This is a genomic window from Sphingomonas sp., assembly GCF_965248875.1.
Taxonomy (GTDB): Bacteria; Pseudomonadota; Alphaproteobacteria; order Sphingomonadales; family Sphingomonadaceae; genus Sphingomonas.
In genome coordinates, this window is the sequence record NZ_CBDFKR010000003.1 from 225,062 (window position 1) to 244,439 (window position 19,378).

A 19,378-nucleotide genomic window follows, 5' to 3' on the forward strand; every position below is an offset into this window, starting at 1 on the left:
GGAGGACTTCGGCATGAAGTCCCTCGCCACCGACATCGGCACCATTCATTTCGTCGGCATCGGCGGGATCGGCATGTCGGGTATCGCCGAGGTGATGAAGAACCTGGGCTATCGCGTGCAGGGCTCCGACGTTGCCGAGGGCTATGTCGTGCAGGGCCTGCGCGACAAGGGCATCGCGGTCGCGATCGGGCATCGCGCGGCGAACCTGGCCGATGCGGCGGTGGTCGTCACCTCCACCGCGATCGTCCGCTCCAACCCTGAGGTTGAGGCCGCTATCGAGCGGCGTGTGCCCGTGGTGCGGCGTGCGGAGATGCTGGCCGAACTGATGCGGTTGAAGTCCACGGTCGCGGTGGCCGGAACGCACGGCAAGACGACGACGACGAGCATGATCGCGGCGCTGCTGGACGCCGGCGGGGTCGATCCGACCGTAATCAACGGCGGCATCATCAACAGCTATGGCTCGAACGCGCGGCTGGGCGCCAGCGACTGGATGGTGGTCGAGGCCGACGAGAGCGACGGCTCGTTCCTGCGGCTCGACGGCACCGTCGCGGTCGTCACCAACATCGACCCCGAGCATCTCGACCATTATGGCAGCTTCGATGCGGTCAAGGATGCGTTCGTCGCGTTCGTCGAGAACGTGCCCTTCTACGGCGCGGCGCTGCTGTGCCTCGATCATCCGGAGGTGCAGGGCATCCTGCCGCGGCTGCGCGACCGCCGCATCGTCACCTATGGCTTCTCCGCGCAGGCGGATGTTCGCGGCGTCAATGTCCAGCCGGTCGCGGGCGGCAATACCTTCGAGGTCATCGTCCGTGCCCGCGACGGGCGGACGCGGTCGATCGAGGGCATCGAGCTGCCGATGCCGGGGCGTCACAACGTCCAGAATGCGCTGGCGGCGATCGGCGTGGCGCTTGAACTCGGCATCGACGATGCGACAATCCAGCGCGGCTTCGCCGGGTTCGGCGGGGTCAAGCGGCGCTTCACCAAGGTCGGCGAGGTGCCGGTGACCGGCGGCGTGGCGACGATCATCGACGATTACGGCCACCACCCGGTCGAGATCAGGGCGGTCCTCGCCGCGGCCCGCGAGAGCGCGCGTGGGCAGGTGATCGCCGTCGTGCAACCGCACCGCTATTCGCGGCTCGGCAACCTCATGGAGGATTTCCAGACGGCGTTCAACGATGCCGACCGGGTGCTGGTGACGCCGGTCTATGCGGCGGGCGAGACGCCGGTCGCTGGCGTCGACGCCGAGGCGCTGGTCGAGGGATTGAAGCGGCGCGGGCACCGGCAGGCGGCGACGGTCGCGGATGCGGACGCGCTGGCGGCGGCGCTGGCGGGGACGCTGGAGGCGGGCGATCAGGTTGTCTGCCTGGGTGCGGGTGACATAACACGCTGGGCGGCGAGCCTGGCTGATGCGATCGAGGCGCGGCGGTGAGCGGGGCCGCTTCTTCGCTCCTCCCCGGCACGGGGAGGGGTACCGCCGGCGCGGCCGGTAGTGGAGGGGGTATGCCTCAGGCGAGCTCGATGGTGAAGAACCCCCTCCACCACGCCGCTTCGCGTCGCGGTTCCCCTCCCCGTCCCGGGGAGGAGTTCAGGGGCCGCCTCACTCCCGGTGCCCCGCTCGCGCCACTGGTCTGGTTCAAGGCGGGCGGCGCCGCCGAACGGCTGTTCGAGCCGGCGGACCTCGACGACCTCGTCGCCTTTCTGGAGGCGCTCGACCCGGCCGTGCCGGTGATGGGGCTGGGGCTCGGCTCCAACCTGATCGTGCGCGACGGCGGGGTGCCGGGCGTTGTCGTGCGGCTTGGCAAGGCATTCGCCAAAGTCGAACGCATCGACGCGACCGGCCTGCGCTGCGGCGGCGGAGCCAGCGGCATCCTGGTCTCCTCCAGCGCGCGCGACGCGGGCATCGCCGGCGTCGAGTTCCTGCGCTCGATACCGGGCACGGTCGGCGGCTTCGTCAGGATGAACGGCGGCGCGTATGGCCGCGAGGTGAAGGACGTGCTGGTCGAGGCGACCGTCGTCACCCGCGACGGAACCGTCGAGACCTGGCCCGCCGCGCGGCTCGGCTACACCTATCGCCATTCCGCGTTGCCGGTGGGGGCGGTGGTGGTCGAGGCGGTATTCCGCGGGCATCCCGGCGACCCGGCGGCGATCGGCGCGGAGATGGACCGGATCGCTGCCGCGCGCGAGGCGTCGCAGCCGCTGCGCTCGCGGACCGGCGGCTCGACCTTCAAGAACCCGCCAGGCGATAAAGCATGGCGGCTAATCGACGCTGCCGGGTGTCGCGGGCTCCGGCGCGGCGACGCGCAGGTCAGCGAGAAGCATTGCAACTTCCTGCTCAACCTGGGCGCGGCGACGAGCGTCGACATCGAGGCGCTGGGCGAGGAGGTGCGCGCGCGGGTGAAGGCGCACAGCGGCGTTGTGCTGGAATGGGAGATACAGCGGGTGGGGGAAGCGTCGTGACCCCCCTTCACATCGCCGTCCTGATGGGCGGCTGGTCGGCCGAGCGCGAGGTGTCGCTGCTGTCGGGCGCGGGCGTCGCCGACGCGCTGGAGAGCCTCGGCCATCGCGTCACCCGGATCGACATGGCGCGCGACGTCGCCGCACGGCTGACCGAGGCCTCGCCCGACCTCGTCTTCAACGCGCTCCACGGCACCCCCGGCGAGGACGGAGCGGTCCAGGGGCTGATGGACCTGATGGGGCTGCGCTACACGCACAGCGGCATGGCGACCTCGGTGATCGCGGTCGACAAGCAGCTGACCAAGCAGGTGCTGGTGCCGCATGGCATCCCCATGCCGGGGGGCCGCATGGTCCGGTCCGTCGAGCTGTTCGAGGGCGATCCGCTGGCGCGGCCCTATGTCGTCAAGCCGGTCAACGAAGGCTCGTCGGTGGGCGTCGCGATCGTCACCGCCAGCGGCAATTACGGCAACCCGATCGGACGGGACGTGGCGGGGCCATGGCAAGACTTCGACGAGCTGCTCGCCGAGCCCTTCATTCGCGGTCGCGAGCTGACTACCGCGGTACTGGGAGGGCGGGCCTTCGGCGTCACCGAGCTGCGCCCCAAGGCGGGCTTCTACGATTACGACGCGAAATACACCGAGGGCATGACCGAGCATCTCTACCCGGCGCCGATCCCCGATGCAGTCGCCCGCCGGTGCGAGAGCATCGCGCTGGAGGCGCATCGGCTGCTCGGCTGCCGCGGGGCGAGCCGAGCCGACTTCCGCTGGGACGACGATCTCGGCGTGGACGGGCTGTTCCTGCTGGAGGTGAATACGCAGCCGGGCATGACGCCGCTCAGCCTCGTTCCCGAACAGGCGCGTCACAACGGCATCGCCTATCCGGACCTGGTGCAGATGATCGTCGACGAGGCGCTTCACGAGAAAGTTGGGCAATGACGACCCGAACCCTCCGCCGCGGCGCCCCGGTGCGCCGCCCTGCCGTCAAGCGGCGCGGCAAGCCCAGGCAGTCGCGCCTCGACGCGCTGCTGTCGCGGCTGCCAGTCGACGAGGCGACGATCCGACGCTGGGCGACGCGCGGCATCCTTGCGACGGGCGGCGCGGCGGTGCTGCTCGCCGCGGTCTGGGCAGGCGTGCCCGCCACCGTCGGCGCCGCGATCGGCGAAGCGGCGGGACGCGCGGGTCTGCGCTACGACGAGGTGCAGGCGGAGGGGAACCATCATCTCAGCCTGGTCGACATCACCGCGGTCGTGAAGGAGCAGGGTACCCGATCGCTGCCGCTGCTCGATCTGGGCGAGGTGCGGCGGCGGCTGTTGACGCTCGGCTGGGTCAAGGACGCGCAGGTTTCGCGGCGCTATCCCAACAAGGTGCTGGTGCGGATCGTCGAGCGCGTCCCCGCCGCGACCTGGCAGTTCCACGGCCAGCTCAAGCTGGTCGATGCAGACGGCGTGATCCTCGACGATGTCGACCGAAACGCGATGCCCGACCTGCCGCTGCTGATCGGCCCCGACGCGAACCGTCAGGCGCCAAGCTTTCACCAGCTGATGGCCGCGGCGCCCGCGCTCCGGCCGCGAGTGGCGGCGGCGACCTGGGTCGAGAACCGGCGCTGGAACCTCCGCTTCGATTCAGGCGAGACGCTCAAGCTGCCGGAGGAAGGCGCGGGCGCCGCGCTGCTCGATTTCGCCAAGCGCGACGGCGCGCATCCGCTGCTCGGGCGCGGCTGGCTGAGCTTCGACCTGCGGCTGCCCGGCAAGATGGTGGTCAGGCGGCCACCCACGGGGGCGGAACGGCAGGTGGCGGACCCCGCCCAGCCGGCGGGCGCGGGCGGCAACGGTATGGAGGGCTGAAACATGGCGCGCGCAGCACCCGAGAACCTTATCACCGCCCTGGACATCGGCTCGTCCAAGGTCTCCGCAATGATCGCGCAGCCCGGCGATGCGAGTGTCTCCGGGGGCGAGCTGATCGTGCTCGGCACCGGCCAGCGCGAGAGCCGCGGCGTCAAGCGCGGCTACATCGCCGACATGGGCGCGACCGAGGCCGCGGTGCGCGAGGCGGTCGAGCAGGCGGAGCGGATCGCCGGCCTCAATATCGAGAATGTCTGGGTCGGCTTCTCCGCCGGTGGGCTGGTCAGCGACGTCGCGGAGGTGGAGTTCGAGCTGGGCGGGCACCGGGTGGAGCAGGGCGACATCGACGCACTGCTGTCGGCCGGGCGCAACGCGATTGATCCGCAGGGGCGGATGGTGCTCCACGCCCAGCCCGCGCTCTACACGCTCGATGGGCTGACGGGTGTCAAGAAGCCGTTGGGGCTTCACGCCGACCGGCTGGGCGTCCACATCCACGTCGTCGCCGCGGACGGATCGCCGGTCAGGAACCTCGACCTGTGCGTCCGCTCGGCGCATCTGGAGGTGAAGTCGATCATCGCCGCGCCGGTCGCGACCGGGCTCGCCTGCCTTTCAGACGAGGAGCGCGAACTGGGCGTCGCGCTGGTCGAGCTGGGCGCGGGGATCACCAATGTTTCGCTGTTCGCGGGCGGGATGCTGGTCGGGCTGACCTCGCTGCCGTTCGGTGCGGCCGACATCACCGACGACATCGCGTCGGCGTTCGGGACGCGGCGTCAGCAGGCGGAACGGATGAAGTGCTTCCACGGCTCCGCCAACGCATCCCCACGCGACAATCACGAGATGATCCCGCTCGGCGGCATCGGCGAGGAGGAGGGCGAGGCGTCGCAGATCACCAAGGCGCAGCTGATCGGCGTCATCCGCCAGCGGCTGGAGCACCAGATGGCGGAGGTGAGGAAGGCGCTGACCCAGCTCAAGTTCGAGGGTCCGGTGGGCCGGCAGGTGGTGCTGACCGGCGGCGGTGCGGAGCTGAAGGGCGTGGCCGATTACGCGCAACAGGCGCTCGGCCGCTCGGTCCGGATCGGCCGCCCGCGCGGTCTGACCGGGCTGCCCGATGCGCATAGCGGCCCGGCGTTCGCGACGTTGGCGGGGCTCGCCTTCTACGCCGCCGCCGATCCGATCGACCTGCGCACCGTCGCGCCCGTGCAGACGGTGCACCGGCCAAAAGGCGCGGGGCTGGTGCGCAAGTTGATCCAGGCGGCGCGGGCGAACTATTGAAGGGCGCCCACCGGCGCTTTTCGGCTGGCATGTCGGGAATCGCTGGTGCAGAAAGGTTAATCAACGGCGGCTTCCAGGTCGGCGAGGGGCGGAGTAAAAGGCGCATGAGCATCGAGTTCCTGGCACCCGAGGTGGACGAGCTGACCCCACGGATCGCCGTCGTCGGGGTCGGCGGCGCGGGCGGCAACGCCATCGCCAACATGATGGCCGCTGATGTGCAGGGGGTCGACTTCCTGGTCGCCAACACCGATGCGCAGGCGCTGAAGCAATCGACTGCGCCGACGCGGGTGCAGCTGGGATCGAAGATCACGCAGGGGCTGGGCGCGGGCGCGCGTCCGGAGATCGGGCGCGCCGCGGCCGAGGAGACGATCGACGACCTCGCCAAGCGGCTGGAGGGCAGCCACATGGTGTTCATCGCCGCCGGCATGGGGGGCGGCACCGGCACCGGCGCCGCACCCGTCATCGCCAAGGCGGCGCGCGACATGGGCATCCTGACCGTCGGCGTCGTCACCAAGCCATTCAGCTTCGAGGGCAATCGCCGCGCCAAGGCCGCCGACCAAGGCATCGAGGAGCTGCAGAAGTTCGTCGACACGCTGATCGTCATCCCCAATCAGAACCTGTTCCTGATCGCCAACGCCAACACGACGTTCCGCGAAGCCTTTCAAATGGCCGACGAGGTGCTGCAGCAGGGCGTTCGCGGCATCACCGACCTGATGGTCATGCCCGGGCTCATCAACCTCGACTTCGCCGACGTGCGATCGGTGATGCAGGAGATGGGCAAGGCGATGATGGGCACCGGCGAGGCGAGCGGCGACAACCGTGCGCTGGAGGCGGCGCAGAAGGCGATTGCCAACCCGCTGCTCGACGGCGTGTCGATGCAGGGCGCCAAGGGCGTGATCATCTCGATCACCGGCGGCGATGACATGCGCTTGCTGGAGGTCGACGAGGCGGCCAACCACATCCGCGAGCTGGTCGATCCCGACGCCAACATCATCTGGGGCTCGGCGTTTAATCCCGATCTGGAGGGCAAGATTCGCGTCTCAGTCGTCGCGACCGGGATCGAGGCGGCGGCGCGCCCGGCGCAGGCGGGCGGCCAGGCGGCGCAGCCCGAGCCGTCGCGCTCCTTCGCCTTCGGCGGCGGGCGGCGCGAGGAGCCGCAATCCTTCCGCCCGAGCGAAGCACGGAGCACCGCGCCGGCCGAACCCGACGCGCAGGTCGCGGCAGAGGAGCCTCTCGAGCTCGCCCAGGTCGCCGACGAGGCGCCGGAAACGGCCGATGCCGCCGACGATGCGCTGGTGTTGGGCGCCGATGCGATCGTGGAGTCGCCGCCCAAGGTGTTCGGCGACGATGCCTATGGCGCGCCCGCCCCGAATGCGGAACCGCGCCGCACGATCGCGACGGGGATCGAGACCGCCGCTCCGGCCGCGGCGCCTCGCGTGAAGCTCGGCGGCACGCTGTTCGAGCGTATGTCAAACGCCGCGCGCGGCGCTGCGCGCGAGGATAGCGCTGCGGCTGACGAGGGCGTGGAGATCCCGCGGTTCCTGCATCGGCAAGGGAACCAGTAGCGCGCCAGCGCACATGCGCGCAGCTCAGCTGCACGCAAGATGCGCCGGCGCGGCCGTCCGGCGGCGAAGCCGACCCGTCCGACGTCGCGACGCGCCGCCGCCGCGTCACGGTCGATGCAGAAGGCGCGGCTAGCCGCATACCGGCATTCGCCGCCGGCCTGCCACCGCCCGTCGTGCGGCCGAAAACCAATGCTTGCCCCCAAACCGCCGCTACCCTCTAACCCGTTGCCGATGCGCCCAAACGCCCTAGCCGAGTTCCGATGCCAGCCCGCCGCCTCCTGATCGCAGCCCTGCTGCTCGCCCCCGTTCCCGCATTGGCGCAGGCGAGTTTCCAGCCCGCGCCGCAAGCCGACGCCGACGCGCTGGCGGAACAGATGCGGCGGCTCGGCGCCAATCCGACCGACCTCGATGCGCTGCTCGACGCCGGTGAAATCTCCATCCGGCTGGAGGATTACAGCGCGGCAGGCGCCTTCTTCCAGCGCGCGGAGCGGGTCGATCCGCGCAACGGCCGCGTCAAGGCGGGCGAGGCGGCCATGCTGGTGCATGCGGAGCGTCCCGCGGAGTCGCTGCGCTTCTTCGCAGCGGCGGAACAGCTCGGTGTCGCGCCGGCCCGCTTCGCCGCAGAGCGCGGGCTCGCCTATGATCTGCTCGGCGACCCCGGTCGAGCGCAGCGCGACTATCGTCAGGCGCTGGCGGGGCATGACGACCCCGAGGCGCGGCGCCGCTATGCGCTGTCGCTCGGCATCGCCGGCCGGCAGGCGCAGGCGCTCGACGAGCTGGCGCCGCTGATCCGGCAGAACGACCGCGCCGCGTGGCGCACCCGCGCCTTCGTGCTGGCGATGGGTGGCGACAGTGCGGGCGCGCTCCGCATCGCCGAGACGATGATGCCGCCCGGCGCCGCGCAGTCGCTGCAGCAGTTCTTTGTCGAGCTGCCACGCCTGCCCGCGATCGACCGTGCCTTTGCGGTGCATTTCGGTGAGGTGCGCGCAACCCCGCAGCGGCTGGCGGATGCGCGGCTCGCCCCGCATCAGGCGCCGTTGCCGCTCGATCCGGCGCCGGTGCAGGTCGCCGCCGTGCAGCCCGTGCAGCCGGTGCAACCGCCGCAGTCCGGCCGCCGTGACCGGCGCAACCGCAACCGCCGCAATGAACCGGTGGCCGTGGCGATCATGGCGCCCGCCCCGCCGCCGCTGCCGCCGCCGCCGGCCTATCAGGCGCCGGTCTACACGACCCCCGCCGCGACCACCCCGATGCGCGACCGCCCGCTGACCGCAGGCGAGCAGGCAACGCTGGCGATGGCGGGGATCGGCACCCCGTCGAGGCATAGATCGCGGTCGCAATCACTACCCCCGCAACAGAGCGCCGTCACCCCCGTCGCCGCCCGCGCGCTGACTCCCGCCGAGCAGCGTAGCCTCGCCGCCGCCGGAGGCGATGGCGACGGCGGCACCGACCGTGCGGCCCGCCGCCCATTGCTGGCCGTCCGCACCCCGCCGGAGCCGGTACGCAGCGCCCGCGTGACGGGGGTGTTCGCGCCGTCCGCCTCACCCGGCACCGTCGCGTCTGCGCCGGCGACACCCGATCGCATCGTCCCCGCGGCTCCGGTCCATTCGCAGCCTCCTGTTGTCGTTGCGCGCGTGCTGCCCGCCGCCGAACAGCCGGGGGTGTTCGCCACGATAGCCCGGCCGCCACAAGCGCCGGCGTCCGCCCCCGTGACCGTCGCCATCGCTCGGCCCGTCACCCCACCGCCCGTAACGCTTTCGCCGATCGTGCCTGTGCCCGGAGACGCGCCGGCCCTTGCCTCGGTGACGGACGCGCCACCGTCCTCACCGGGCCTTGCCGCGACGACGCAGACGCCGATGCCGACTCCCGGCTTCGCGACCACGCTCACCGCTCCGGTCAGCGTGGAGCCTCTACCGGTCGCAACCGAGACGATCGTGCCGGCGGCGGTCGAAGCTGCGCCGGAGCCGCTCGCCCGTACACCCGCTGTCGCGGCGACAACGTCGGCTGCCCCGCCGCCGTCGCCGCGCGTCGCCGTGGTCACGCCCAGGCCGCCGCATCGCAACGGTCGCGGTGAAGCCGACGGTGTGCTGTCGCGGATTGTCGCGGGGCTGACGATCCCGGCGTCCGAACTCGACGTCGCCCCCGCCGACCGCCGCATCGCCGAACGCCGCGCCGCCGCCGACCGCAAGGCGCAGGCCGACCGCCGCGCGGCCGCCGCCGCGCAGGCAGAAGCCGACCGGCAGGCTGCCGAGGATCGCCGCATCGCCCGTGCCGAACCTCCCCGCATTTGGGTGCAAGTTGCGGGCGGCGCCAACGAAGCGGGGCTGACGCTCGCCTGGCGCACGATGCGCGATCGCGCGCCCGACGTGCTCGGCAGCCGCCAGGCGTGGACGACCCCGCTACGCGCCACCAACCGCGTACTGACCGGCCCCTTCCACACCGACGCGGAGGCGCGCGCGGTGGTGAACCAGCTCGGTCACGCAGGTGTGCAGGCGTTCACCTTCACCAGCGAGGCGGGGCAGAAGGTCACCCGGCTCGCGACACATTGACCCCGGCCCCCTATGCGTCGGACCCGGCGCAGACGCGCGGCCGCCGGCATCCCGAACCGGCCGACACCAGCCGCGGTCCGCGCGACGCGTTCCAGCGCGACCGCGACCGCGTCATCCACTCGATCAGCTTCCGCCGCCTGCGCCACAAGACCCAGGTGTTCATGGCCCCCGACGGCGACCATTTCCGCGTCCGCCTGACCCACAGCCTTGAGGTCGCGCAGATCGGCCGCACCGTCGCGCGCACGCTGGGATTGAACGAGGACCTTACCGAGGCGATCTGCCTCGCTCACGACATCGGCCACCCGCCCTTTGGCCATGCCGGGGAGGACGCGCTGAAGGCCGCGCTCGCCGGACGGGGAGGGTTCGATCACAACGGTCACACGTTGCGCGTCCTGACCGCGATCGAGCGGCCCTATCCGACGTGGAACGGGCTCAACCTCAGCTGGGAATGCCTTGAGGGGTTGGCCAAGCATAACGGGCCGGTACGCAACCCCGGCTGGGCGATGGCGGCGGCGAACGCCGGCTATCCGCTTGGGCTGGGCAGCCAGCCGTCCCTGGAAGCGCAGGTCGCGGCGATTGCGGACGACATCGCCTATGACAATCACGACATCGACGACGGGCTGCGCGCGGGATTGCTCGGCCTCGATCAGCTGATGGCGGTGCCGCTGGTGGCGCGCGGCTGGGCGGCGGTGCAGGCGCGCTATCCAGGTGTGGCGTCCGATCGCCTCGCCCGCGAGCTGGTGCGTGCGCAGATCGGGACGATGGTCAACGACCTGCTCGGCGAGACCCACTCGCGGCTGGCCGCGGCGCGTCCAGACTCGGCGGACGCAGTGCGCGCGACGCCGCACGCGCTGGTCGGCTTCACCGCTGCCATGCGCGATGAGGAGCGGGCGCTGAAACGCTTCATGTACGCAAACCTCTACCACCATCCCCGCCAACTCGCCGCCGCCGCCGCCGCGCGGCGGATCGTCGCCGGGCTGTTTGCCGCGTTCCACGCCGAGCCTGCGCTGATGGGCGAGAGCTGGGGTGCGGCGCCTGCCGACGAGCCGTGGCGGAGCAGGCACGTCGCAGATTACATCGCGGGCATGACCGACCGGTTCGCGGTGAAGGAATACCGGCGGGTGGTGGGGCCGGTGGAGCTGCCGGAAGGCTTTTAGGTGCGAGCGGCCTGCGCTCGCGCAAGCAAGCGCAGGCCTCGCTGCGGCGGGCAGCGGTGGCGGCGCAGCCGTCTCCGTCTGACGGCCAAGCGTCCGCCGCGATCTTGTCCCTCTAAGGCACTGCGTCGCAGCCTCCCCGGACAACGCACCCGGGTCAAACCACCCCGCCATGCTCTGCGACAGCCCGCCCGCCCGACCGGCACAATCTTGCGACAATTCAGGCTTAGACGGACAGGCAAGAGGAGCCGGCCATGACGGACGCCAGCATCGCACTCAACCGCTTCGGGCTTGGCGCGCGGCCCGACGAACCTGCGCCGACGGACGGCAGACGCTGGCTGCTGGATCAATTCGGCCGCTTCGAGGCCCGGCCGGCGGCGATCGCGGGCGCGGCGGCGAGCGCTACCGTCTCGACGGCGCTGGCGCAGTATTTCGACGAGCAGCGTCAGCTGCGCCGGGCAGCCGGTGGAGCGCCTGGCCGCCCTGCTCAGTCGGCTGCCATGCCGGTGTCGGCTACCGCGATGCAGGGCATGACGCCGATGCAACCCGCAGCCGGTGCTCCCACCCCCGGCGGCGCGACACCCGACGCGCTGATGGTCGCGCGGCGCTTCGCGGGGCAACAGGCGCAGCAATATTACGGCAGCGCGGTCGCCGCCCGCACGGGCGCGGCGCTGCTCGCCCCGGCGCCATTTGTCGAGCGGCTGGTGCATTTCTGGGCCAATCACTTCGCGGTGTCGGCCGACAAGCTGGAGGTGATCGGCCTCGCGCCGACCTTGGAGTTCGAGGCGATCCGCCCGCACGTGCTCGGGAAGTTCGGCGACATGCTGGGCGCGGTCGAGCGGCATCCGGCGATGCTGCTCTACCTCGATCAGGCGCAGTCGGTCGGCCCGAACAGTCCGATCGGCGCGCGCGCGGCGGCGCGGGCGGCGCTGCAGACCGGACCGCAGGCGCAGCGCCGGATCGGGCTCAACGAGAACCTGGCGCGCGAGATCATGGAACTGCACACGCTGGGCGTCCGCACCGGCTACGCTCAGGCCGACGTGACCGAGTTCGCGCGTGCGCTGACCGGCTGGTCGGTGGCGGGACTGGCGCAGGGCGCGGCGCAGCGGTTCACGGGAACGGCGGGGCAACCGGGCAGCTTCGTCTTCGCCGCGCCGCTGCACGAACCCGGCGACCGCACGATCATGGGGCGGCGCTACCCCCAGGACGGCGAGCGGCAGGCGCAGGCGGTGCTCGACACGCTCGCCACCCACCCAGCGACCGCGCAGCATGTCGCGACCAAGCTCGCCCGGCATTTTGCGGGCGACACCCCGCCGCCGGCAATGGTGGCGCGGCTTCAAACCGCGTTCCTGCGCTCCGGCGGCGACCTGCCGACCGTGTATCGCGCGCTGATCGCCTCGCCGGAGGCGTGGGTGGCGGGGCCGGTCAAGTTCCGCACGCCGTGGGAGTGGGCGGTAGGCAGCTTGCGCGCGCTCGGCTATCGCGAGACGCCGGCGGGGGCGACGGTGGGCCTTCTGAACCAGCTCGGCCAGCCGCTGTGGCGGCCCGGCTCGCCCGCCGGCTATGACGACATCGCGGGCAGCTGGGCGGGGCCCGACGCGGTGCTGCGCCGGGTCGAGGCGGCCGAGCGGCTGGCGTCGCGCGCCGGGCCGATCGACGCCCGTGCGCTGGGCGACAAACTGTTCCCCGCGTCGCTTTCACCCGCCACGGCGCAGGCGGTGGCGCGCGCCGAAAGCCCGGGGCAGGCGCTCGCGCTGCTGCTCGTCTCGCCCGACATGATGCGGAGGTAAGGTGATGCTATCTCGTCGTACATTGCTGGCCCGCGGCTCGCTCGGAGTCGCCGCCAGCGCCTTTACCCCGCGCCTCGCCTTTGCCCGCGCCGCGTCGGAAAAGCGCTTCGTCTTCGTCATCCAGCGCGGCGCGGCGGACGGGCTCGGCACGATCGGCGCGACCGGCGACCCTGCGTTCGCGGGCGCGCGCGGCGACCTCGCCGCCGACTTCGCGACCGGCGCGCGGCTGGATCCGAGCTTCACGCTGCACCCGGCGATGACGGCCAGCGCGGCGCTCTACGCGCACGGCCAGGCGCTGTTCGCCCACGCCGTCGCCTCGCCCTATCGCGACCGGTCGCATTTCGACGGGCAGAATGTGCTCGAGACCGGCGGAGCGGGGGCGTATCAGGTCCGCGACGGCTGGATGAACCGGCTGCTCGGGCTGCTGCCGCCCGACGAGGCGCGCGCGATCGCGGTCAGTGCGACGGTGCCGCTGGCGCTGCGCGGACCGCACGACGTCGCCTCCTATGCCCCCAGCGCGCTGCCCGCCGCATCCGACGATCTGCTGACGCGCGTCGGCACGCTGTATGGCGGCGACCAGCAGCTCCATGCCCTGTGGTCGGAGGCGATGCAGACGCGGACGCTGACCAGCGATCTCAGCGCCGACAACGGCCGCAATGCGGCGGCGACCGGTGCGCTCGCGGCGCGGCTGCTCGGGCCGGAGAACGGCGCGCGGGTGTTGATGATGGAGACCGGCGGCTGGGACACCCATGCCGGCCAGCGCGGCCGGCTGGCGGCGCAGCTGCGTGGCCTCGACGCACTGGTCGGCGCGTTGCAGACGGGGATGGGCCCGCTGTGGAGCGATACGATGGTGCTGGTCGCGACCGAGTTCGGGCGGACGGTGGCGGTCAACGGCACCGGCGGCACCGACCACGGCACTGCGTCCGCGGCGATGCTGTTCGGCGGCGGCGTGCGCGGCGGCCGCGTGCTGAGCGACTGGCCTGGGCTTCAGACCGCACAGCTGTACGAATCGCGCGATCTGCGGCCGACGACATCGCTGGACGGCTTCATCGCCGGCGCGGTGGCGGGCCACTTCGCGATCGACCCCGCGCGCACCCTGCCGGCGCTGTTTCCGGGCAGCACGGGTGCACGGGCGAGCGAGGGGCTGTTGCGCGCTTAGCGGAAGCGCCGCTACCGCGCCGCGTGCGCGTTCGCCGCCTCGATCATCGCCGTCGCAACCAGCCCGTAAGCGTCGCGCCATGCCCGCTCAAGCTCGTCGTCGAACTGCGCGCCCAGCATCTCGCGCAATGTCTCGATCAGCGCCAGGCCGACCAGGCCGTATTGCTCATCCCTGACGCCGTAGGCGTGATGCCGAAGACCCAGTGCGCGCACGGCGGGAAGGATGGTGTCCAGGTGATCCAGCGCGTCGACCACCGCCGCCAGTGTGTCGACCAGCTTCCGCCCCTGCACGGCCATGTCGTCCGGAAACATCGCGCGTGTTTCGGGCGCCAGCTGGAACAGGCGGTGATAGAAGCGCGCGCCGACGCGGTCGGGGATCGGCCGCAGTTGCGCGAAGCTCGCCTGGACGATCGCGATCTGGCGGTTCGGCATGGTCTTCAACCTATCACCGGCGTCGGCGCTGTCGAGGGAACGCGCGATCCGCTGCTGTCCTGCAGGTGGCATGGGGGCATCGGGCATGCGACGCTGTCCTACGGCCGATACATGGGTCCAATGGCCTTGATGACGGGTCGAACACAGATGAAGCATCTATCCGCTTTCCCGAGGACGAGGCGACGGCCGCGCGGTGTCCGGCCGGATAGTGAAGAGCGCGAGCGTGCGTCGCCGGCCGCCGCGGTTTGTCGCGCGCAGCCGTCTCGGCTAACGCCCGCGCCACCATGACGCTCTACACCCGTTTCGCCGCCGCGATCGACGCGGCGCTGGATGCCCTGACCGCCGCCGGGACGCTGCCGGGCGGGCTCGATCGCCGCAACGTGACGGTCGAGCCGCCGCGCGACGCCAGCCACGGCGATCTGGCGACCAACGCTGCGATGGTGCTCGCCAAGCCGGCGGGGACCAACCCGCGCGCGCTCGCGACGGCGCTGGCGGGCGAGCTGGCGAAGATCGCGGGCGTCGCGGGCGTCGACGTGGCGGGGCCGGGGTTCATCAACCTGCGGCTCGATGACGACGCATGGCGCGACGAGCTGACGGCGATTGCGGAGGCCGGGGCGGATTACGGGCGGTCGGATCGCAACGCCGGAACCACCGTCAACGTCGAATATGTCTCCGCCAACCCGACCGGGCCGATGCACATGGGGCATTGCCGCGGCGCAGTGGTGGGCGACGCGCTGGCGACGCTGCTGGAGTTCGCGGGCGCGCGGGTGACGCGCGAATATTACGTCAACGACGCGGGCGCGCAGGTCGATGTCCTCGCGCGCTCGGTCCACCTGCGCTATCGCGAGGCGCTTGGCGAAACCGTCGCCGTCCCCGAGGGGCTGTATCCCGGCGACTATCTGGTCCCGGTCGGGCAGGCGCTCGCGGCAGAGTATGGCGACCGCTATGTGGCCGCGCCCGAGGCCGAGTGGCTGGCGCTGTTCCGCACCCGCGCGGTGGCGGCGATGATGGACCTGATCCGCGCCGACCTGGCGCTGCTCGGCATCCATCACCAGGTCTTTGCGTCGGAAGCCGCGGTGCAGGCCGCGGGCAAGCCCGCCGCCGCCGAGGCGGAGCTGCGCGCGCGCGGGCTGGTCTATGATGGCGTGTTGCCGCCGCCCAAGGGCGAGACGCCGGAGGACTGGGAGCCGGTGGAACTGCCGCTGTTCCGCTCGACCGCGTTCGGCGACGATCAGGACCGGCCGATTCGCAAGTCGGACGGCAGCTGGACCTATTTCGGCGCGGACCTGGCCTATCATTTCCAGAAATCGCAGGCGGCGGATCAGCTGATCGACATCTGGGGCGCGGACCATGCGGGTACGGTCAAGCGGATCGTCGCAGCGGTGGCGGCGCTGACGGCCAATGAACCTGGCGGGGCGAAGCCGCTCGACGTCAAGCTGGTGCAGATGGTGCGGCTGCTCCGTGGCGGCGAGCCGGTGAAGATGTCCAAGCGTTCCGGCAACTTCGTGACGCTGGCCGACGTGGTGACCGAGGTCGGCAAGGACGTCGTCCGCTTCACGATGCTGACCCGGCGGTCGGACGCTCAGATGGATTTCGATTTCGCCAAGGTGGTGGAGGCGTCGAAGGACAATCCGGTCTTCTACGTCCAGTACGCGCACGCGCGCATCTGCTCGCTCCACCGCCGCTCGGCGGACGCGGGCGTTGCCGGGGGCGCAGGCGACCTGTCCCTACTTGGGACCGAGAGCCTGACGCTCGCCAAACTGGCGGCGCAGTTCCCGCGCGTGGTGGAGACCGCGGCCGCGGCCCGGGAGCCGCACCGGATCGCGTTCTATCTCTATGACTTGGCCGCCGCTTTTCACGCCGAATGGAACGCGGGCAACGACGATGTGACGCGACGATTCCTGCAGCCGGACGACCATGCGGCGACACGTGCGCGTCTCGCCTTGGCGGACGCCGTGGGACAGATTATCCGTAACGGGCTGGCGCTGATGGGCGTCCAGGCGGTCGCGGAGATGAGCTGATGGCAACGAGTGTCGACGGGGTGGAATTGCGGGAAGAGGACCGGCTGCCCTGGCTCGAAACGGTCGACGCGGAGGACGGCCGCGGGCCGTCGGTCGGCCGCGTCGTGGCCTTGGTGCTGCTCGGGCTGGCGGTGCTCGCCGCGATCATCTTCGGCGTATACAAGGCGCAGCGTCATACTCCCGCCGCAGCCGGTGGCGAGCTGATCGCGGCGCAGGAAGGCGACTACAAGATCCGGCCCGCCGATCCCGGCGGGCTGCACGTCAACGGTGAGGGCGCGGCCGCGGTCGCGACCAGTGCCGGGCGACCGCATACGGGGGCGATCGACCTCAACGCCGTGCCTGAGGCGCCGGTCAACGGCCGCCGCGCGGCGCAGCCGCTGCCGACTGCGCAGGCCGGCGGACGCAACGCGGTGGTGGCAGTCCCCGCTTCGGGCGGTCGCCTGGTCGCTCCGCCGCCGGTCACCGCCGCCCACGGCCCGGCACCGGGCAGCGCGTCGGGCGGGTCGCTGGTCCAGCTCGGCGCCTATCCCAGCGAGGCGATCGCCAACAGCGCCTGGACCGCCTTTTCGCATCGCTTCGCCTATCTCGCGCCGCTCGGCAAATCGATCCAGCCGGTCGCGACGGGCGGACGGACGCTCTACCGGCTTCGCGTCAACGCGGGTGGGGCCAACCAGGCGGCCGATATCTGCGGGCGGCTGAAGGTTGCAGGCGAAGGTTGCTTCGTGGCTTCGTGAGGTCAAAGGCGGGGCCGCGCTGCGGTTTCGTCCCGCGGCGCGACGGGCTACAAGCGCGGTATGAAGCCTGTTATCTACGGCCTCGCCGGCCCGGCGCTTACCCCCGATGAGCGTGCCTTCTTCGCCGACGCCGCGCCGCTCGGCTTTATCCTGTTCGGGCGCAATATCGAGAACCGCGCGCAAGTCCTTGCGCTGACCGGATCTCTGCGCGCACTGACCGGGCGCGACGACCTGCCGATCCTGATCGATCAGGAGGGCGGCCGCGTGGCGCGGATGAAACCGCCCGAATGGCCCGCCTTTCCCGCCGGTCCCGTCTTCGATACGCTCTACCAAGCCGCGCCGATGTCGGCGATCCAGGCGATGCGCGCCAATGCGCAGGCGCTGGGCCTGATGCTGAACGACGTCGGTATCACCGTGGACTGCGCGCCGATCCTCGACGTCGCCCGCCCGGCCACGACCGACGCGATCAGCAGCCGCACCTATGGCGCCGAGCCGATGCAGGTCGCGGCCTTGGGCCGGGCGATGCTGGAGGGCCTGCGCGCGGGCGGCGTGGTCGGCGTCGTCAAGCATATGCCCGGCCACGGCCTGGCCGAGGTCGACACCCATCACCTGCTACCCACGGTCACGGCGGACGATGCCGCGCTGGAGGTCGATCTCGAACCGTTCCGTACGCTGCGCCACGCCGGCATGGGCATGACCTCGCACATCGTCTTCGAGGCCTGGGACGCCAGCCGCCCGGCCACATTGTCGCCGGTCGTCATCGAGCAGGTGATCCGCGGTCGTATCGGCTTCGACGGTCTGCTGATGACCGACGATATCGACATGAAGGCGCTGAGCGGCACGCCCGCCGACAAGGCCGCGGACGCGATCGCGGCGGGATGCGACGTGGTGCTCGATTGCTGGGGCCGGATGGAGGAGATGATCGCGATCGCCGACCGGCTGGACGACGCGCTGCCCGCCACGCTGGCGCGGCTCGACCGCGCGATGGCGATGCGCGACCGTGCGAGCGGCGACATGGCCGAGCTGCTGGCGACGCGCGACGCCTTCCTGGCGCTCGTCTGATCGGTGGACGACACGCTCCTCCTCGAACTCGAGCATTGGGATGGGCCGCTCGACCTGCTCCTGGCGCTTGCTCGCACCCAGAAAGTGGACCTGCGCCAGATCTCGATCCTCCAGCTGGTCGAGCAATATCTGGCGGTGATCGAAGGCAGCGCGGTGCTCAAGCTGGAAGCAGCCGCGGACTGGCTCGTGATGGCGGCATGGCTCGCCTATCTGAAATCCGCCCTCCTCCTGCCCCGCGACCCGGAAGCCGATCCGGACCCGCACGAACTCGCGCTGCGGCTGCAGCTGCGCCTTGAACGGCTGAACGCGATGCGCGAGGCGGGTGCGCGATTGCTGGCGCGCGACCGGCTCGGCCGCGACGTGTTCGCCCGCGGCGCGCCCGAGGGCGTCAGGGCCGTCCGCAACGCGCGCTGGACGGCGTCGCTGTATGACCTGATCGCCGCCTATGGCCGGGTCAGCGCCCGCACCCGACCGGCGCTCCACGTTATCAAGAACCGCGAGGTGGTGACGTTGGAGGACGCGCTTGCCCGGATCGCGGCGTTGATCGGCGCCCGCCGCGCATGGGCGGCGATCGAGGCGTTCCTGCCCGAGGTCGCGTCGCCGCGGCTGCGTCGTTCGTCGCTCGCCTCCTCCTTCCTCGCCGTGCTGGAACTCGCGCGGCAGGGCAGGGTGGAGCTGCGCCAGACGCAGGCGTTCGCGCCGCTCTATCTGCGCGCGGCGTCCGAGCAGGCGCAGGGACAAGCGGCATGATTCCACCCGACGAGACCGCCCGCGCGGTCGAGGCGGTGCTGTTCGCCGCCGCCGAACCGCTGACCGCCGACGCCATCGCCGCGCATGTGGGCGCGGGCAATATCGCCGCCGCGCTCGCCCGACTGCAGCACGATTATGCGGGGCGCGGCATCCAGCTCGTCCGGCGCGGCGACATCTGGCTTTTTCAGACCGCGCCGGACCTTGCCCCGCTGCTGCGCCGCGAGCGCGACGAGACGCGCCGCCTCAGTCGCGCAGGCGTCGAGACGCTGGCGATCATCGCTTATCATGAGCCCGTCACCCGCGCCGAGATCGAGGCGATCCGCGGCGTTCAGATCGCGAAGGGCACGCTTGACGTGCTGATGGAGGCGGGCTGGATCAGGCCGGCCGGCCGCCGCGAGACGCCGGGCCGCCCGCTCACCTATGTGACTACGCCCGCTTTCCTGCAGCAGTTCGGGCTGGAGAGCCGCCGCGACCTGCCGGGCATCGACGATCTGAAGGCGGCGGGGCTGCTCGATCCGCTCGACCACGCGCTGGACGACGCGCCCGGCAACGCAGAGGTGGAAAAGTCGGGCGAGGACGCCTAGATAGCCTGTCTGTTTC

The 19,378-nt window shown here is 71.4% G+C and carries 16 protein-coding genes; 15 read left to right on the top strand and 1 reads right to left on the bottom strand.

Going from position 1 to position 19,378, the window contains the following annotated elements:
• Nucleotides 1-13 precede the first annotated feature (13 nt).
• The 10 genes from murC to ACP2AD_RS01430 all read left to right on the top strand — a co-directional run bounded on the left by murC (nucleotide 14) and on the right by ACP2AD_RS01430 (nucleotide 13,780).
• The gene (gene murC / locus ACP2AD_RS01385) at nucleotides 14-1,429 is read left to right on the top strand and encodes a UDP-N-acetylmuramate--L-alanine ligase (protein ID WP_425228283.1); all 1,416 of its coding nucleotides are present in this window, start codon (nucleotides 14-16) and stop codon (nucleotides 1,427-1,429) included.
• Between the two features lie 89 nt (nucleotides 1,430-1,518).
• Nucleotides 1,519-2,457 (top strand): UDP-N-acetylmuramate dehydrogenase, encoded by a 939-nt coding sequence (gene murB / locus ACP2AD_RS01390; RefSeq protein WP_425228284.1) that lies wholly within the window; start codon nucleotides 1,519-1,521, stop codon nucleotides 2,455-2,457.
• Nucleotides 2,424-3,389 (top strand): D-alanine--D-alanine ligase, encoded by a 966-nt coding sequence (locus tag ACP2AD_RS01395; RefSeq protein ID WP_425228285.1) that lies wholly within the window; start codon nucleotides 2,424-2,426, stop codon nucleotides 3,387-3,389. Before murB ends, ACP2AD_RS01395 begins: the two co-directional genes overlap by 34 nt.
• The gene (locus ACP2AD_RS01400; RefSeq protein ID WP_425228286.1) at nucleotides 3,386-4,297 is read left to right on the top strand and encodes a cell division protein FtsQ/DivIB; all 912 of its coding nucleotides are present in this window, start codon (nucleotides 3,386-3,388) and stop codon (nucleotides 4,295-4,297) included. Before ACP2AD_RS01395 ends, ACP2AD_RS01400 begins: the two co-directional genes overlap by 4 nt.
• Before the next feature lie 3 nt (nucleotides 4,298-4,300).
• Nucleotides 4,301-5,566: a cell division protein FtsA gene (gene ftsA / locus ACP2AD_RS01405; protein ID WP_425228287.1), complete on the top strand. Its 1,266-nt coding sequence runs from the start codon at nucleotides 4,301-4,303 to the stop codon at nucleotides 5,564-5,566.
• A gap of 104 nt (nucleotides 5,567-5,670) precedes the next feature.
• Entirely contained in the window at nucleotides 5,671-7,131 is a 1,461-nt protein-coding gene (ftsZ, locus tag ACP2AD_RS01410; RefSeq protein ID WP_425228288.1) for a cell division protein FtsZ, read from the top strand.
• Nucleotides 7,132-7,391: 260 nt separating this feature from the next.
• Nucleotides 7,392-9,677 carry an SPOR domain-containing protein gene (locus ACP2AD_RS01415; RefSeq protein WP_425228289.1) on the top strand — a complete coding sequence of 762 codons (2,286 nt, stop codon included), beginning with the start codon at nucleotides 7,392-7,394 and terminating at the stop codon, nucleotides 9,675-9,677.
• A complete protein-coding gene (locus ACP2AD_RS01420) occupies nucleotides 9,674-10,834 on the top strand; it encodes a deoxyguanosinetriphosphate triphosphohydrolase (RefSeq protein ID WP_425228290.1) in 1,161 nt (386 codons plus the stop codon). The genes ACP2AD_RS01415 and ACP2AD_RS01420 overlap by 4 nt, the downstream gene beginning before the upstream one ends.
• Nucleotides 10,835-11,085: 251 nt before the next feature.
• Nucleotides 11,086-12,621, top strand: a complete 1,536-nt coding sequence (locus tag ACP2AD_RS01425; protein ID WP_425228291.1) for a DUF1800 domain-containing protein — start codon at nucleotides 11,086-11,088, stop codon at nucleotides 12,619-12,621.
• Nucleotides 12,622-12,625: 4 nt separating this feature from the next.
• The gene (locus ACP2AD_RS01430) at nucleotides 12,626-13,780 is read left to right on the top strand and encodes a DUF1501 domain-containing protein (protein ID WP_425228292.1); all 1,155 of its coding nucleotides are present in this window, start codon (nucleotides 12,626-12,628) and stop codon (nucleotides 13,778-13,780) included.
• A gap of 11 nt (nucleotides 13,781-13,791) precedes the next feature.
• On the opposite strand, the gene ACP2AD_RS01435 is transcribed toward ACP2AD_RS01430, so the two are convergent.
• The gene (locus tag ACP2AD_RS01435) at nucleotides 13,792-14,298 is read right to left on the bottom strand and encodes a globin family protein (protein ID WP_425228293.1); all 507 of its coding nucleotides are present in this window, start codon (nucleotides 14,296-14,298) and stop codon (nucleotides 13,792-13,794) included.
• Nucleotides 14,299-14,495: 197 nt separating this feature from the next.
• Here ACP2AD_RS01435 and argS point away from each other — a divergent pair, with 197 nt between their 5' ends.
• Genes argS through scpB form a run of 5 tightly spaced genes read left to right on the top strand, consistent with a single transcriptional unit; the run spans nucleotide 14,496 to nucleotide 19,362 of the window.
• Nucleotides 14,496-16,232, top strand: a complete 1,737-nt coding sequence (gene argS, locus ACP2AD_RS01440) for an arginine--tRNA ligase (protein WP_425228294.1) — start codon at nucleotides 14,496-14,498, stop codon at nucleotides 16,230-16,232.
• The gene (locus ACP2AD_RS01445) at nucleotides 16,232-16,966 is read left to right on the top strand and encodes an SPOR domain-containing protein (protein ID WP_425228295.1); all 735 of its coding nucleotides are present in this window, start codon (nucleotides 16,232-16,234) and stop codon (nucleotides 16,964-16,966) included. Before argS ends, ACP2AD_RS01445 begins: the two co-directional genes overlap by 1 nt.
• Before the next feature lie 60 nt (nucleotides 16,967-17,026).
• Nucleotides 17,027-18,028 carry a glycoside hydrolase family 3 N-terminal domain-containing protein gene (locus ACP2AD_RS01450; RefSeq protein WP_425228296.1) on the top strand — a complete coding sequence of 334 codons (1,002 nt, stop codon included), beginning with the start codon at nucleotides 17,027-17,029 and terminating at the stop codon, nucleotides 18,026-18,028.
• 3 nt (nucleotides 18,029-18,031) lie between these two features.
• Nucleotides 18,032-18,778, top strand: coding sequence for a segregation and condensation protein A (locus tag ACP2AD_RS01455; RefSeq protein WP_425228297.1), 747 nt, complete (start codon nucleotides 18,032-18,034; stop codon nucleotides 18,776-18,778).
• Nucleotides 18,775-19,362 carry an SMC-Scp complex subunit ScpB gene (scpB, locus tag ACP2AD_RS01460; protein ID WP_425228298.1) on the top strand — a complete coding sequence of 196 codons (588 nt, stop codon included), beginning with the start codon at nucleotides 18,775-18,777 and terminating at the stop codon, nucleotides 19,360-19,362. Before ACP2AD_RS01455 ends, scpB begins: the two co-directional genes overlap by 4 nt.
• Nucleotides 19,363-19,378 lie beyond the last annotated feature (16 nt).